The organism is Microbulbifer maximicatervae (SeqCode) (genome assembly GCF_052467065.1).
The window spans coordinates 4,153,312-4,170,396 of the sequence record NZ_CP174299.1; the positions used below are offsets into that span (position 1 = coordinate 4,153,312).

At 48.4% G+C, this 17,085-nt stretch carries 9 protein-coding genes; 6 read left to right on the forward strand and 3 right to left on the reverse strand.

Annotated elements, in window-relative coordinates; all coding sequences use genetic code 11:
* Positions 1-240 precede the first annotated feature (240 nt).
* The 3 genes from ACJJI1_RS18370 to ACJJI1_RS18380 all read left to right on the forward strand — a co-directional run bounded on the left by ACJJI1_RS18370 (position 241) and on the right by ACJJI1_RS18380 (position 5,211).
* Complete coding sequence (locus ACJJI1_RS18370) at positions 241-2,880, forward strand: TonB-dependent receptor (RefSeq protein WP_444957546.1); 2,640 nt, start codon at positions 241-243, stop codon at positions 2,878-2,880.
* Between the two features lie 387 nt (positions 2,881-3,267).
* Positions 3,268-4,821 (forward strand): alkaline phosphatase D family protein, encoded by a 1,554-nt coding sequence (locus ACJJI1_RS18375; RefSeq protein WP_444957547.1) that lies wholly within the window; start codon positions 3,268-3,270, stop codon positions 4,819-4,821.
* 144 nt (positions 4,822-4,965) lie between these two features.
* Positions 4,966-5,211 carry a DUF2164 domain-containing protein gene (locus ACJJI1_RS18380; protein WP_444905385.1) on the forward strand — a complete coding sequence of 82 codons (246 nt, stop codon included), beginning with the start codon at positions 4,966-4,968 and terminating at the stop codon, positions 5,209-5,211.
* A gap of 58 nt (positions 5,212-5,269) precedes the next feature.
* Here the strand turns inward: ACJJI1_RS18380 and ACJJI1_RS18385 are convergent, their stop codons facing one another.
* A complete protein-coding gene (locus ACJJI1_RS18385; protein WP_444957548.1) occupies positions 5,270-6,202 on the reverse strand; it encodes a DMT family transporter in 933 nt (310 codons plus the stop codon).
* Positions 6,203-6,305: 103 nt separating this feature from the next.
* Between ACJJI1_RS18385 and ACJJI1_RS18390 the strand changes: the two genes are divergently transcribed.
* The 3 genes from ACJJI1_RS18390 (at position 6,306) to ACJJI1_RS18400 (ending at position 9,111) form a co-directional block, all read left to right on the forward strand.
* Positions 6,306-7,211: a LysR family transcriptional regulator gene (locus ACJJI1_RS18390; RefSeq protein ID WP_444957549.1), complete on the forward strand. Its 906-nt coding sequence runs from the start codon at positions 6,306-6,308 to the stop codon at positions 7,209-7,211.
* A 118-nt stretch (positions 7,212-7,329) separates the two neighbouring features.
* Positions 7,330-7,932 (forward strand): nitroreductase family protein, encoded by a 603-nt coding sequence (locus ACJJI1_RS18395; RefSeq protein ID WP_413665647.1) that lies wholly within the window; start codon positions 7,330-7,332, stop codon positions 7,930-7,932.
* Between the two features lie 267 nt (positions 7,933-8,199).
* Positions 8,200-9,111, forward strand: a complete 912-nt coding sequence (locus ACJJI1_RS18400) for a right-handed parallel beta-helix repeat-containing protein (RefSeq protein WP_444957550.1) — start codon at positions 8,200-8,202, stop codon at positions 9,109-9,111.
* Between the two features lie 254 nt (positions 9,112-9,365).
* On the opposite strand, the gene pbpC is transcribed toward ACJJI1_RS18400, so the two are convergent.
* Positions 9,366-11,732 carry a penicillin-binding protein 1C gene (gene pbpC / locus ACJJI1_RS18405; RefSeq protein ID WP_444957551.1) on the reverse strand — a complete coding sequence of 789 codons (2,367 nt, stop codon included), beginning with the start codon at positions 11,730-11,732 and terminating at the stop codon, positions 9,366-9,368.
* Positions 11,729-16,852 (reverse strand): alpha-2-macroglobulin family protein, encoded by a 5,124-nt coding sequence (locus tag ACJJI1_RS18410; protein ID WP_444957552.1) that lies wholly within the window; start codon positions 16,850-16,852, stop codon positions 11,729-11,731. The genes pbpC and ACJJI1_RS18410 overlap by 4 nt, the downstream gene beginning before the upstream one ends.
* Between the last annotated feature and the right edge of the window lie 233 nt (positions 16,853-17,085).

A 17,085-nucleotide genomic window follows, 5' to 3' on the forward strand; every position in this document is an offset into this window, starting at 1 on the left:
CTGGTGTATGAATCCTACGGTTTCAGTACTTACTTGACTTGCTGGTCGCAGCTAGTGACAACAAATTGTGAACTAGTCCTCTTTGTCCTAGTCGCGATCCGCTCTATCGTATCTGAGTTTCTTACGTCCCTTCTTTTTGAGATTTTAGCCTAGCCGCCGTACTGCCGACGGCCCTATGGGATGGCCATTCATTAAAAAATAAATGTGGCTTTCCTTTTGCAGCAGATTGGAGAGACATCAATGAGAATTAAAAAACCACTTACCTTTGCAATTGCAATGGCAAATGTCGCGGTAGTGTCGGCTTGGGCTCAGGAAGATAGCCAACAGGATGACGATTGGGCGCTGGAAGAAGTAACGGTTACCGCAACCAAACGCGAAACCAATTTGATGGACACCCCCGTAGCGATCAGTGCATTTACGCAAGAAGAGCTCGATCGCCAGGGTATTAAGAATGTAAAAGATCTGGGCAACACTATCCCCAACGTGGATATTGGCTACGATGCTTCCCAGTCCTCCCCAGTAATTTCTATGCGCGGCGTGCGCTCTACAAATACTAGTGAACTTGGCGATCCGGCGGTAGGCTTGCACTTTGACGGTATTTACTCTGCACGTCCTCAGTCCGCAATGGCAATGATGTTTGACTCCGAAAGGGTTGAAGCCATGCGTGGGCCGCAGGGTACCCTGTATGGACGCAACTCCACAGTAGGTGCCATCAACGTTATCTCCAAAAGACCGGTAATTGACGAATTTGAAGGTTCTGTCGGTGTTGAACTTGGCCGCTGGAATCAAGAGCTGGTTAAGGGTGTTATCAATATCCCGGTTTCTGACACCTTCGCACTTCGCGCATCCTTTATGGATGAGACTCGGGATTCCTATCTGACTGGTTATTACGACGCTAACCAATATGACAACCGTTATGTTAGTGCAGATAGTCTCGGGGCAACCACGCTTTCTGATGATGCAGATCGTACTTTCACCCAAAATGGAAACTGGTGGGCATCTGAGGATGTTTCCCTGGTAAGGGCTGATGCAGATGACTTCTACGGGAATGTTGATCAGCAAGCCGTACGTATTGGTGCCCTGTGGGAACCAACTGAAGATATTTCCTGGTATGCAGTGGTTGAACATTTCCAAGACAGCAGTGCCGGCGGTATTAACACCATCGACTGTGAAAAAGCTGAGCAGCGAACAGATGGCGTAAATTGCGAAACTTATTATGGTTCTGGGGCCGATGAATACACCGTTGCTGTCAACGTCCCTGGTGAACTTGACCTCAGCATGGACTCGTTCCGCTCCAACTTTCGTTGGGACTTTAGCGATAGCATGGCTTTTGTTTATAACGCGGGCTACGCGGTACAGAATCGCAGTAACTTAATTGATATTGATGCGGGTCGAAATACTTGGGATATGAGCATGAGCATTACAGATGCAGAAAATGTCTCATACTCCCATGAGCTTCAGCTTCAATCTACTGATGACGGCCCTCTTCAGTGGATTACAGGCTTGTTCTATTTACATGAGACTACTGATTTAAATGGTTACTTCCTGGCCTCACTGGATAATTCAACTTTTTGGGATCAGCCAGAAAGGACTGTAGAAGCTAGCGCAATTTTTGCACAGGGGACTTACAGTCTCACCGATACTTTGCACCTGACGCTTGGTGGTCGCTATACCGAAGATAAAAAGAGTGATGAGGGTGGTAATAACTTAAGCTGCATCCGTGACTGGTCTATCGATACGGACACAACGGGAGAGTACGGTTGTTTTCCAGCATATAGTCAGGCCCTCTTTAACGATTTGTCTACTGATTACTTTGCAGACAGCTCGATATACAGCGTAGTAACCTACAATGACACGAGTAAGACTTGGAGCAATGTGGATTATCGTATCGGCCTGGACTACGACCTGACTGATGATGTAATGCTTTACTCTTATCTAGCAACGGGCTTTAAATCTGGCGGCTTAGGTGATGTTATTTATGAGTATGAACAAGACCCTGATACTGCTGATTATATCCTTGATGAAGATGGTAATCGTGTTGTAGCTGCCACTTATGACACTAACTATGATGAAGAAACGGTTGTAACCTGGGAGCTAGGTGCCAAAGGTACATTTCTTGATGGCCGCTTGAACCTTGCTGGTACATTCTTCTTTTCCAAGTACAAAGATATGCAATTGGCTGCACCGGATACTGCATATACATTCTTAGTACGAGAGGTGGATGACGAGGGTGTACTTACAGGGGATATTGTTTCGGAGCCTGCGGTAATATATCGAACTAAGAATGCTGCTCGTGCGGAAATCAAGGGGTTAGAGTTTGAGTTTGATTGGGCACCTTATCCGAATGGTCGAGTCAGTGGATTTGCAACCTGGATGCAAACCGAAATTACCTCCGACTTTGTGAATCGTTGGAACTTTAACAATCAGGCGCTATTCGAACTTGATGATTGGGCTGCTGCACATGACAATAGCAATGAAGAGCTCTACCGCAACTTGAAAGGTAATGAGTTGCCAGTATCTCCAGAGTTTAGCTTCACTATCAATTACGACCACACCTTTGAGCTGGCTCATGGTGGAGCAATTATTCCGTTTGTCGGTATTCACTGGGAAGATGAGTCTTATCTAACCTACTGGAATGTTGATAAGCATGACTTCCCAGCAGATGATACTTCTGCTTTTGATGACAGCCGCGATTCTTTCTGGATGGTAAATGCTTCCGTGAAGTATGTAAGTCCGGATGATCAGTGGAATGTTGAAGCCTTTGGTAACAACCTTACTGATGAAGTAGTTCCGTACTACGCAGATGGAAGTGATGGCCTCGTATCCGGTCCATTCTCTACCCCAATGAGCTACGGTGTGCGCTTTAACTACAACTTCTAAGTAGTTTTTACTAAGCGAGTATGAAAAAAGCCGGACTGTATTGTGCAGTCCGGCTTTTTTATTGCCTTATGAACCTCTCGCTTACCAATATACTAATTACATGATGTCGCAGATCTAATGATGTAATTAATTCAGCTGTTTTGAAAAAAAATAATATTGTGAGCTATCTAGAGCAATAAATAATCTGTTGCTGAAATTACCCCAAAATATGCGTTGTAAGCTATTTGGAGGCAGCTGTGAGTGTAAATACTTGCATGGGTATATTAGATTTCCAATGAAATAGGGGCTCGCGTTTTAAAGGGAGTCTAGCTTTAACCTGTTTGTCATCACCGTTTGCTTCACTTGCGCGTCAACATTTATACCGTTGCAAAGGCAAGGCTGCTTACAATGAACAAATTTGATAGACGAACGCTTTTAAAATGGGGTGGGTTGTTAACCGTTAGTGCTATGGCCCCATCACTGAGGGCCAGTAGCGATGTACCCGAGTATGAATATGATGGACTCGCCAGTACCTCCAGCCACTTTACACATGGCGTAGCCTCCGGAGACCCAACAGCCAATTCGGTTATTATTTGGACAAGGGTAACCACTGAGGAGGTTTTCCCTCTTGTCTATTGGGAAGTGGCACTAGATGAGGCATTTAGTCAGGTTGTTTCATCCGGGTATCTACAAACGGATGAGTCAAAAGATTTTACGGTTAAGCTGGATGTTACAGAGTTAAATTATGGTAGAGATTATGTCTATCGATTTAAGTACAGGGATCAGGTCTCTTCTGTAGGTCGTATAAAGCTAGCTCCAGCCTCTGGTGAGGAAGCTTCTTTTCTTAAGTTTGTGGTCACTTCCTGCTCACACTTTGAGCATGGAGAGTTTGTGGGTTACCGGGATATGGTGGAGCGGGAACATAATATAGATGCCGTTATCCACCTCGGGGATTACTCCTATGCATCCTCAAATTCTGGTGACTACCGTAAGTTTGAGCACTCTGACTTTAAGTTTGATCGGGAGAGTTACCGAGCAAGATATTCTGAAATCAGAAGGGATACATTTCTACAGCAAGCTCATCAAATGCACACCTGGATGGTGATTTGGGATGATGGCGACCTGAGAAATGGTGTCTGGAGAGAAGGCCCGGAAATCAATGGGGCAGACTTCGAGGAAGTGATGGAGGCTGCTATGGAAACTTTTTTCCTTTGGATGCCAATCCGTTACATTGCACCGCGGCGCGTATGGCGCTCTATACCTTATGGTGATATGGCCGATATCTTTTTCCTGGACATGTGCTTCTATGATCGGGATGAGCCAATCAATGATATGCCAGATAACCTTGAGAAGCGCCAACCTATATTTGCAGAGCTTGATTACATTGGCCGGAGTATTATTGGTCAGGAACAGGCTGCTTGGTTTGAGCAGACTATAAAGCAGTCTAATGCGCGTTGGCGAATTGTCTGTTCTGGAGCGCCGGTTTTTGAATGGTGGAATAATTATTCACCGAGCGCCTGGAGAGGATACCCCCAATCCCATAAATGGTTGTTGAATCTGTTTAGTGAGCTTGAAGATAATATTGTGGTTTTATCCGGGGGATTACATAAAGCAATGGCCTCAGGGCTAGCTTTAGATCCTTTTGCTGATGATTACAATGCAGGTAGAGATAATGTCGCGATTGAAATAACGGCTCCCTCCCTCACTCGTGGAGATGGTGGTGCTATATGGTACGAAATTGCAGACAACCGGAGCACTGAGACTACGCTAAAGAAAAACCCTCATATGAAGTTTCGTAAGGGGAATAAGGCGGGTTACTTAATTAGTAAATTTGAGAGTGATCAATTTACCGGCCGCTGGCGACTCTATGATACCGTGAGATCTAAAAATGGCCCGAGCGCTGATACTTACGGAGATATTATCAGTGAGTATGGGACATCAAAAATTAAAATAGTGGATTAAATATTGTCGCAGTAAATAGCCGGCAAAGTTTTGGTATTAGATGCCGCCTCAGATACCACCATATGGTGGTTCGGTAAGAAGTCTGGGGCTAAGACTGCTGCATCTGTGTCATACTTGCACACTTTCTCTATTGGGGGTGGCGGTATGTCTGAAATACAGTTGGAAGAAAGACGGAAGTTAGAGCTAATCGAAAAGGTTAGGGGTTATTTGTCTAAAGAATTTGAGCTGGAAATTGGCGGTTTTGAAGCGGAGTTCTTTATTGATTTCCTTGCAAAGGAGATGGGGGCCGGCTTTTATAATCAGGGTTTACATGATGCTCAGGTAATAGTGTCCTCTAAGTTGGAGGATATTTCTGATGCAATTTATGAGATAGAAAAGTCTGTCGACTAGAAATATTGCACTTGTTGATAGCAGTACGATTCCATCTCTTAGAAGCTGTTCAAGGATATTAATTTTTAGGTTTTTCTGCCTGGATAAATAGCATGGCTGCAAAAACCAATACTATTCCAGGTATAAAGCTGATATTAAAGTTTGCCATTTCCAATACTATGGCCACTATAAGTACAAATATCGGATTCAAGAAGCTATACGCCGCAACTTTGGTTGCCCCGATCCTTAATGTGCTGAATTGCAGCAGGAAAAAACTAATTAAAGTTGAGAATAAGGCTAAATAGAATAGCCCGCCGTAAGTCTCGGTGGGTATATTTCGCCATTCTATCTGGTTCAAGTTTGGAAAAGAGAGCAATAGTAACCAGAGCGCGCCAAATAGAATAACCCAGAACGTCATGACCTCTGTAGGCTCCCCTGAGTGAACCTTCTTGATAAGCGGGTTATATAAACTGAGTGATATAGCACCTAGGGTGAATATCCAATCCCCTTTGTTTAGGTCTAGCGCTATCGCTGTTGAGATACTCCCCTTGAATACAATCCAGGCTGCACCCAGAGTCCCAAGGGTTAGGCCGATAACTTTTCGGGTGCTGCTTCGCTCGCCATTGATGATCAAAGTAAAGATGGCAGTCATCGCCGGGACGGTTGTAAAAAGAGCGCCGGTATTCACTGCGGTGGTGTATTTGAGTGCTTCAAACATACACCAGAAAAAGACAACCAATGGGATACTGAGTAGTGCATACCCCAGTAGTTTTTTGGGCTCTGGAAGCTGAATCCCGTGCTTTAAAAATATGAAGGGTGCAAATAGTCCCGCCGCAATTAAGAATCGAATCAACATCATGGAATCCGCCGGGAGTGAATCGGCGATTAACTCCCCAATAGGAAATGATCCTGCAACCAGTAGTGTACAAAGTATCATCAGGCAGTGAACCCACCAGAGCGAGGTGTTGGGGCTTGTAGTTGATGGGGTTATGCCCCTGGTAAGCTCACTCATGCTTCTTCCCTCTATTAGCGAGAGATAAGTGTATGTCGTTTCTGGTAAACTGATAATCCAGCATTATAGACACTCACTGTTGAGGAGAAGGAAACAGTCGCTTATGGAGACAATTGCAGCGATTCCAATATTTGTGACTGTGGCAGAAACCGGTGGCTTTTCCCCGGCGGCAAAGTTACTTGGCATCTCAAAATCAGCGGTAAGCAAGCGGGTTACCCAGTTGGAGCTGCGGCTTGGGGTGAAGCTTTTGCACAGAACTACGCGAAAGTTGAGCCTGACGGAGGCTGGGGAGCATTTTTATGAGCACGCACGCATTGCTTATAAATCAGCCAAAGATGCACAAGACGCAGTTTTGCAGCTACAGGGGGAGCCTCGGGGGCGCTTGCGGATCAATGCTCCTATGTCCTTTGGTAGATTGCATCTGGCTCCCTTAATTCCCGTATTTATGAAGCGTTACCCCGAGATTAGTATCGACATGATACTGGACGATAAAGTTGTCGATTTAGTGGGGGAGGGCTTTGATATCGCTATTCGCGGAGGTGACCTTCCCGATACCAGCCTGATTGCCCGCAAACTTGCACCTCTGAAAAGTGTACTCTGTGCGTCACCTTCCTACTTGAAGGAATTCGGAGAGCCCACAGAACTGGAGCAGTTGAGCGCCCATAATTGCCTGATTTTTACTTATTCCAGGGATGTGAAAGAGTGGGGTTTTATCAAAGACAATCACTTACATACCATCGAGGTGAAGGGTAACTACCAGGTAAATAATAGTGAGGCACTGAGGGAAGCTCTTCTCCAAGGAGTAGGGATAGGCCGCTTACCCACCTTCGTGGCAGGACCAGACATTGAGGCTGGAAAGCTAATTCCTCTATTTGAGGAGTACCAGATGCCTGCCAAGTCTATCTACGCGGTTTTCCCTGAGCGGAAGTTTATGCCAGCCAAAGTCCGCGCCTTTATAGACTTTGCAATAGAGTATTTTGGCGGCGATACACCTTACTGGGATCAGTAAACTGTTAACCTTCCGTCAACAGTAAGTCTCCGCCGAGCCCCATTATCAGCGATAAGGAAACCCAATAAGCTTCTTCTCATCGACATTCAATCAACGAACGATAGTCAGAGAGAAACTTATGGAATTGTTTAAAGCTGTTGAATCCCGCCGCTCGGTTAAGCATTTCGATGTCACCGCAGAGATGCCTGCCGAGGACTTCACCCGTCTGGTCCAGGCGACTATGTTGTCGCCGACTTCTTACAATATCCAGCATTGGCGCTTTCTGCGCATCACTGACATTTCCCTCCGCAGCCAGCTTAAAGATGCAGCCTGGGGGCAGCAGCAAGTAGAAGATGCTTCTGAGTTGGTCATACTTTGTGCAGATATTAATGCCTGGAGCGATCGGCCGGAGCGGTACTGGGCCGATGCGCCGAAAGAGGCCCGGGATGTGTTAGTGCCAATGCTAACTGAGTTCTACAAGGGTAAGCAGCAACTACAGCGGGACGAGGCTATTCGAAGCTGCGGATTGGCAGCACAAACCATGATGTTAGCGGCAAAGTCGATGGGATATGACACAGGTGCAATGGTTGGGTTTGACCCAGAGAGAGTCGCTGAGCTGATCAATTTGCCCGAAGGTTATTTGATCGGGATGATGATAGTGATTGGAAAAGCGGCAAAAGTTGCGAATGGGCGTGGTGGACAGCTGTCGATAAATGACGTCCTGTTCGAGAATAGCTTTTAAGGTGATGAGAAATAGGGGTGAAACGCTATTGAGGCTCTTTTAGTAGGTCTCAAGGATTAATTGTGTAAATTGTAAAGGCAATTACAGTGTCTATTTGCTGGCGTTATCAAAGTTTCGTTATGTTTGCCTACTTCAAATAATAGATATGAGATAGAGCAACATAATGAAAGCTCCCTTAGGCTCAGAATGAGTTCTTTTCATTGATATTGGAAACGTGAAGTGTGGCTTATGCCTACAATTTTCTTATATCAATGAGAGGGACCTGCTATGAACACCTGTTACCACAAGTTAGTCACAGCTTTCGTCACAAGTGCTACTTTATTTTCATCACCACTAGTTATGGCTGTTGATTGTGGTGATGTAATAACAACAGCTGAAACCCTGTCGGAAACGCTGAATTGTGAACTGAGTCTGGCGAATCCCTATGCGGTAACAGTAACTGGACCCGGTGGAAGCCTTACGATGGCAGAGGGCGGGGAAATTATTTGTGATAACCCAAATCTAGAAGGTATCGCTGGAATTTTAGTTAATGGATTATCTGGTGCCGTTTATGGTGGGACGATAACCGACTGTCCAGATGGTTTAAACCTGGAGGGAGATGGATTTCATACCATAGATGGAATTATGATCTTAAACTCTCCACGAGAGGGGATTGTTATTGATAGTGACTCCAATAATATTGTTGGGAATCAAATTATTGATACTGGCAATGATGATGGTATAGATGTTAGAGGCGATCGAAACCAAATTATCAATAATTATATTGAATCAGCCGGCGATCAGGGGATTACAGTAAATGGTGTGTTTACACTGATTCAGCTAAATACTATTGTCGGCAGTACTGATGGTGATAACGGAATTGATATTAATGAAAGTAATACAACAGTTATTCAGAACTTTGTTACCGGCAGTGCGAGTAATGGGATTGAACTCAATGTGGATGTATCAAGTACTTCTATAATACAAAACATAGTAATGGAAAATGGGACAAATGGCTCACCTGATACAGCCGGTATCAATATCGCTGGATTCAATAATGAGAATAATGTGGTGGTAGGGAATACATCGCTTGATAATTCTGCATTTGATTTACGTGATCCTACCGATCCAACCTGTAGTGGAAGTAATACCTGGATTGGCAATACTCATGTAACAGCAGAACCTGCCTGTTTGGATTAAGATCGGGGAGGCTTTTAATCTGGGGAAAGTAGAAGCGTGTAAGTGATATTGCTGGAGAAGACGGAAAGATATACTGTGTTTAAGGTATACTGTGCATTTGCGTCTTCCCTATTTTGGGTAAGTTGCGGAGTTACTAAAATTAAACCCGAACTACGATGTTCCACGCCAGTGCTGACACTCGATTGCCGATAGGGTGACACTAAGGGATATATTCTGTGAGAGAAACGACATGGCAGTCTTCTGCTTTATGAAAATCAGTTGTCGCTTCCTACAAAAATCTCAATCCGATCGACATTCCCGCTAGCATCCAGTACAGCAATTTGGTGCTTACCACTTCCCGGAAGTAGTGCCAGGTTCTCGTTTCCGAGGGTTTCGCCCTTGGGTTCACCGTTTAGGAACCAATAGCGCTTTCCCTGTCCGCCAATCGCGCTTAGAGTTAAGCGCGGAAGTGGGGCATTTTTGCCGGTAGGTCGATACTGGTTACCATCTCCAGCTCCGATAATCTTTAGTGGAGTCCCTGTTGTTGCAGTTGGGGTGTAACACTCGGGAGCCGTCGGAGGAATTTGTTGGGCCCAGGTTTGGCTTGCAGGTAGCCAGGATTCCAGTTCTTTCGGCCAAAGGGCTAGGCTATGCCTTTCAGTAGTAGAATCCATACAACTGGGCTTTACCCGCATACCTTGCCGGTTTGCAAAGAAACTAAAGGTTTGTGCTGCCCGCAGAGGCTCACCTTGCGGCGATAGTGTTCTGGGTGTGCGCCCTTGGATTAACCAGGCGTTGTGTTGCAGATGGCAGTGGCTGGTTTGTGTGAGCGTCTTCTGGCCCCCAAGCGGCCAACAAATAGTCTCTTGAGTTACTGAGTCTGGCTTTTTCAGGTGCTGTTGTTTGTTGTCTGGTAATGCGGCGATAACTGCGTTCAACAGAGGTGTGGCACTAATGGAGCCATAGTAACCGGGTAGGGGAGTGCCATCCGGTCGGCCTACCCAAATGCCGACGGTGTAGCCCGGAGTTACGCCAATCGCCCAGGCATCCCGATAGCCGTAGCTGGTGCCTGTTTTCCAGGCGATATCTGCCTTGTTTTGTCGCACCAAATTGCGCCAACGACGGGAACCTCCGCGATTGGAAGCGAGCATTTCAAATGTAATCCAAGCCGCCTCAGAAGACATCAGATGCCTTTCACGTACCGGCTCCTCGGGTAAATAGCGGGGAGCTGCAGTTTGGCCTCCCCGTGCCAGTGCGGCATAAATGCCTGCCAGCTGGTCAAGACGAGCACCTACGCCCCCCAAAATCATGGCCAAGTTGGGTCTACCGCCACTGGGAAACTCTAGTGCTAGTCCGGCATTTTCCAGGGCTGCGGCCAATCGACCGGGGCCGTAATGTTCCAGTAGCTGAACTGCAGGAACATTGAGAGATTTCTGAAGGGCGGCAGTGGCGGTGACAGGGCCGGCGAAGCCTCGATGGAAATTTTCAGGGCGGTAATCGCCGTAGATGCGGGGCGCATCGCTGAGCAGGGAGGCGCTGTGGATCAGGTCCTCATCAATGGCAAGTCCGTACAAAAAGGGCTTGAGCGTAGAGCCCGGTGAGCGCACAGCCCTGGCCATATCCACGTAGCCATAGCGGCGTCCGTTACCAAAATGAGAAGCTCCCACGTAGGCACGCACGGATAAATCGGAATTCTCCAAAACTACAACAGCTGCAGATGTTTTGGCTGGATAGCTATCCATATGATCGCGCAGAAAATCTTCCAATCCGCGCTGTATGTTGCCGTCGATTGTGGTGCGAATAACTTCTTGATCGCTGATGGTATTTACCAGTCTGCGGGCTAGGTGAGGGGCGTTTTGTGGGAATTCCAAGCGTTCCGCATAGACTTGCTCAAGTTGAGCGCGCTCAACATCCTCTGCGCTCCAGACGGTAAATGACTGCAGCCTATCCAGAACTTTGTCCCGTGCTTTTTGTGCCTTTAGAGGATGCCGATCTGGCCGCAGGCGGCTCGGAGCCTGAGGGAGTACAGCTAGCAGTGCAGCTTCCGCATGGGTAAGGTTGGAGGCTGATTTACGCAGGTATAGGCGGCTGGCTGCTTCCACTCCTTCAATATTGCCGCCGTAAGGTGCGAGGTTCAGGTACAGATCGAGAATTTCATTCTTGCTGAAGTGCCACTCCAATTGCAATGCACGAAATATCTGCTTGGTTTTGCCCGGCAGAGTTTTGCGGTGTGGGTCCAGTAGTCGCGCTACCTGCATGGTGAGAGTGGAACCGCCGGAAACGACTCGTCCATTGCGAAGGTATTGGACTGAAGCTCGCAATAGGGCTAGCGGATTTACTCCGGGGTGCCGATAGAAGTGTCGGTCTTCGTAGGTGAGAAGAGCTTCGATAAAGCGCGGTGATACATTTTCCCGAGATATTGGGTATCTCCAAACTCCGCGACTGTCGGCAAAGAAGCGTAGTGGTTTGCCGTAACGATCTGCAACGACCCGTGCAAAATCTTGAGTTTCGGGAAGAGGTGGAGGGAAAGCAAAGTCGAGCAGTAGCAGTACCGCTGTGAGGGCGGCGGGCGCAAGCAGCAGTGCGCGAACTCTGCGACTGCTGCTTTGCCAGGCTCTCTGGATAGTGGCCAACAGCTTCACTGTTTACCGATTACCCGCATTTGCGTTAGGGGATTTTCACCGATAGCGAAGCGTTCCGGTTTGTACATATCCTCTACGTAGGGTGGGGGCACCTGATAGTTGCCGGGGGTTACTGCGCGGGCGATATAGAAGAGATTGGTGGTTTTGTATCTCAGCTGATCCAGTGCCGCTACAAAGCGGTCATCGCGATATTCAGTGTGTTGGATATTGTCCTGGGTGTCCTGCCATTGAGCGATACTTTTGCCATCGAACTCGAGTTCATCCACTTTGACACTGTCGGCCAGGTTTTGATTCTCCAGCTCAAAACCTGCGGGCAATAGGTCTACTGCAAGTAGGTCGGGCAGGCGTTGGTCCGCGTCAATTTGCAAGCGTACCAGGTAAAGCTCGCCCTCACGAACTTGATTGGGAATGACTTCCGTGCCATCCAAATTGTGGTAGCTGCGTTTAATTCTGACACCTTTATCCATCTCCGCCTCAGGTGACTTCTTGCTGTAACCATTGATGGTAATTGCTGCATAGAGTTTTTCTATCTGTGCAGTTACTTCAAGTGCGCTGGCGGCTTCGCGCCCGCGGAATAATGCGCTGTGCGGATTATCGCTATTGAGCTCGCGCAAGCCATCAATACTGGCCAAAGTCGCAGACCAGTTTGCACTGCTATTGAGTTGCAACTGTGCTCCAGCCATAAACACACTATTGCGCTCCTGGGTGCTGAGGTATTGGCGACCGTGGAGAAGATCGGCCAGCTCGAACACCAGGGATTCCGTTTTATCACCTGCGAAATTGTGCTCTAGGAGCAGGGAGATCATTTGGGCCGTATCCCGTAGGTCTGACCCATAATCGCCATAGTAGCTGCGGCGTTTGCGCTCGACTTCAAGCGCTTTTTGTAGGGCCTGCTGGGCCAGGGTGGCATCGCCCATGGTGTGCAAAGCGATTGCCATATGCAGATTTGGCAAGGGAGATTGGGTCAGGTTAGAGCCGCTTTCATAAAGGGTACGCAGTTGCCCGAGAGACACTTTCTGTACTCGTGAGAGCACATAGGCAGCGTAAGCTCTTGAGGCATAAGCATAGAAATCGGGACTATAGCTATAGCGTTGCTGATAGAAAGTACCGCGCTCACGGGCGTAATCCTGCAGGCGCTTGAGTGCGGATTCCAGGCGGTTATCGTCAAATACGATTCCCTGGTCCCGGGCCCGCAATAGAAGATCGACTACATAGGCGGTTAGCCACTGGCTTTCGGAAGACTCGGAACTCCATAGGCCAAAGCTGCCGTTCCCTTTTTGCATGCTGAAAATGCGTTCAATACCTGCGTCGATACGCTCGGCCCGCTCATTCTCATCCAGAGGTTCAAGGCCCAGTTTTTGCTGTCGCTGCGGCGTTGCCATGACTAGCGGGAAGGTCCGGCTGGAAGTTTGTTCCAGGCAGCCGTAGGGGTATTGCAGCAGGTTGGATAGGTGATCCTGTAACTGCAGTTGCGGTCGGCTGTCCAGGGATACCAGGGTTTGAACAGTTCCAGGCATTAGAGAATCCAGAAAGCTGCTATCGGCACTGAAGCTCTCGCCCTGGGACAGGAGTCTGCGCTGGTTGCGTGTGGTTGCCGGCCAAGCGGGGCGCACGCCCAGGCGCCACTGCTGTTCGATATCGATATTATTTCCATCTTTATCGACGGCACCCTGCACGACCAGTTTGAACTCCGCATCTCCGGTGGCATCTTTGGCGGTGATAGGGAAGCGTAAAGTTTTGCGTTCACCATCCGCCAGTTCCAGCATCCGCTCACCCTTTTCCAAATCTACCGCGCCCACTGATTGCATATTTACAGTGAGTTTTTGGGAGCGGCCACTTAAGTTGTTGAGGTCAAGGGCCAGTGTGCTGCTATCACCAGGGGCCATAAAGCGAGGCAAGGCGGCTTGGGTGACAACCGGTGAGGCGACTGTTACTTCTCCGTCGGTGCTACCGAATCGGTCTTTGCTGAAAGACACCGCCATCAAGCGCAGCCGTCCGTTAAACTCCGGTAGTTGCAGCGCGACCTTTGCTTGGCCCTGAGTATCAAATTCAACGGGTCCTGAGAATAAAGATACTATTTGAACATCGGAGTTGGGCTCGTCGCCACCTCGGGCCAGTTCCGCATCGCCGCCAAAACGTTGCTCCACCAGTTTGCCACTGTTGGATTCAATAATGCGATGATAAATATCCCTTACATCCACACCATAACGGCGCTGGCCAAAAAAGGCCTCGAAGGGATCCGGGGTTTTGAAGTGGGTGATATTGAGTACGCCGACATCGACGGCGGCAAGGGTGGCCCAGGCTTTGCTTCCGTTTTGTTCGATAGAATTTTCGTCAGTAGAAATGGTAACTTCAATTTCCGAGCCGGGCAGGGCATTCGTGGGCGCTTCGAGTGAAATGGGCAGGCGCCGGGGATCGCGATTCAGGGGCAAGTGGGCGAGACCAAAAGCGCGATTGGGGGCGATACGCTCATTCTTGTCCGCAGGGCGCAGAGCAGTAACAGAAATATAGGTGTCGTGGCGATCCCACTCAGGAGAGATTGGGATTTCGATATTGGTGCCCGACTTTTCTACAGGTAGTCGTTTGGACCACAATAGTTGGTCGCTCTCCACCAACACCAACGCCTCTCCGTCAGCGGGCGGTACTATGGTGAGTTGCGCCAGATCTCCAGAAGAGTACCTAGGTTTATCCAGTGATAGGGCCACGGTATCCGGACGCGCAGCCTGGCCTTTGGCTACTTGATCCTTACGCCACCAGTAATACCAGTCCCGGCCGGCGTGGAAGCGTAAGCTGCTGGTTGCTCCCGTATTGGTATCAGTGACCTCTAAGCGGTAGTGGCCATGTTCCACTGGGACTGTGAGCTTCAGTGGTTGCTCTTCGGTGAATTGGAGCTGGCGACTGAAAGTTTCAAATTCAGCACTTGAGTATTCATAGTGCCAGCCCCGATTTGAAGAGTACTCCCAAAAGTACTGGCGGTCTTCGGAAATTAACACCGCTTTGAGATCCCGTCCGATAACAGGCTCGCCCTGTGCGTCGGCAACCACTATTTCAAATTCAGGCCTGCTGTTGGCCGATGGGTTTTCCTCTCCAAAATTTGGGCGAATACCTACCACCGGGTGTGTGGGCCATACCAGGACTGGATGTTGGCGAGTTACCGGGCGGCCGCCGGATTCGAACAGGCTGGAAACCAAGTTGATTTTCAGCGGGCTCTTTGCTCGTTTCCAACGGGAGCGCAAGGTCAGATTGCTCAACCCTTCCTCATTGAGCTCAATCGTTGGGGCATGAAACTGTCGCGTGGGCAAAGATTCATTAGTGTTCCCAAATACGAACCCTTTCCACTGGGGGAAGGGCTCGCGATAGTGGCTAATTTGCACCAGAGTTTCCAGGCGGTTCTTTGCCGCTGGCGCACCATAGAGATAACTACCTTCTACTTGAAGTTCGAAAGATTCTTTATGGCCCTCTACCAGACTGCGCTCTTCACCGTCTTGCAAAACCAGCTTCATTCGCTCTGGCAAGAATTCTTCTACCTTAAATGGATATTTCACTTTGCGCCCATCGGCTAGCTCAACATCCAGGCGCCAGTCACCGGTAGGTGCATTTTGTGGAAGTGGAATAAGCTTTTCGTAGTATCCGGGCGCGCTGGCGTGCCATGTGAATGCGCGCGCGCTGGTATTGTCCGGCTTTATGAGTTCTGCCTTGATCGGCAGGTCTTTGATATAGCGACCATCATAATTGCGCAGCAGCCCGCTCACCTGGATCGATTCATTGGGGCGATACAGATCTCGCGGGCCATACATGAAAAACTCCATCGGTCTCGAAGGGCGCTGGCCCAACTGAAAATCCGAAAGGTCCAATGCAGGTTCACGCAGGTCGAGTATGGAGAAGTGACCGGTATCAGGATCTCTTGCGATGAAGAAGCGCTGTGAGTCTTCCTGTTCCTGCGTCAGAGCAAAGCGCACCTGGCCGTCTTGGTCGGTTGTGTATTGCTGGATTAGCTCCCCTTTGTTGTTGAGCAGCTCAACCTCAATGCCCTTAAGAGCCTGCCCTTCATCCAGAGATAAAACATAGAGGTCAACACTGTTTGGATAGTACCTCGCATGAAGGCCTAAGTTGGAGATGGAGAAGTGGGTGACATCATAGAGGTTAGTGTCATACACGCCTGCCGGCTGCATAACTGCGACATAGATTCCTGGTTGTTGCAGGGGCTTTATATGCCCGATAGAGAGGTCGAAATCTCGCTGGACGTATTTCTCCTTGGTGAGATCGAACTGGGCACTATAGACAAAATCGGCCACTTGATTGAGGGACTTTAAGCGATAGTAGTATTTTAGTGACTGGCTTTTGATCAGCCTGAAGAACTCGGAATAATGCTCAGGTTTCACTCTATGGAAGTGAATCTGTGCAGCCTCAACACTGACTGCAGTAACAGGTAGGCCGGGAGTTACCGTCGTGGGAAAAATACTTCCATTGCTGGCAAAGCTGATACTGGGCTCAATCCGTCGGGTGCGAATCCTCTCCTGTTTCTCTTCCTGTAACTCCAAGCCGTTTTCGCCGGGCAGACCCGGGAGCACGGTGAGTTTATAGCGAGTATCTGGTTCAATATGAGGAAAATAGAGAATTTTCTGGTTATCGGAGAGAACCCAACCACCATCTACACGCTCGCCATCGTCACGGGATAGATTCAAGTAGGAGCCAAAATGGGCATTGCCCAGCAAAGGTTCAGAAAAGATAACTGCGATGGCCCTTGCATCTTTAAATGTCCGCTCCCCAATGTGGAGGACCTTTAGGAAGTGATCCCCGGAGATTTGAGTGCTGGCATTGACTGTGACTTGTGAAGGGGTAGCATCATTCTCTGTCAGATCAGTAGAATTTCTTTCAGAAGTGCGCTGGGCTTCATCAGCTTTCGAGATTGCTTCACTAGAAGAGGCCGCTTCTTTTTTATGCACTTTCTCAGTGGGGCTGAGAGCTTGTGCCTGGTTGTTACCCTCTTCAACGCTCCCGCCTTCCGCAAGCTTGGGGGTGTCAGCGAGTTTCTTCTCTGACTTTTCTTGTGAGCAAGCCATAGCAATAAGACAAAGAAGAATGACCGCAATCCAGCGTGGTGAGCGGTGAAGGGACATGGGTATTTCCTTATAGAATCCATTTAACGGCGCACAATTTAGTCCGTCTTTAAATATGTCTCAAGTTTCCTCCATAGTTTCCGTGCTCGGTATCTATTCCTGATGCAAGTGTGTACCAATAGTGAGGTGGGGATTACTGATGGCTGGAAAATAAATTTATAGAATGATGGGATGGCAATTAGGTGGCTTAGGGAGTAAGCGACCTTCCTGTTCTATGGTGCCAGGTTGAGGCG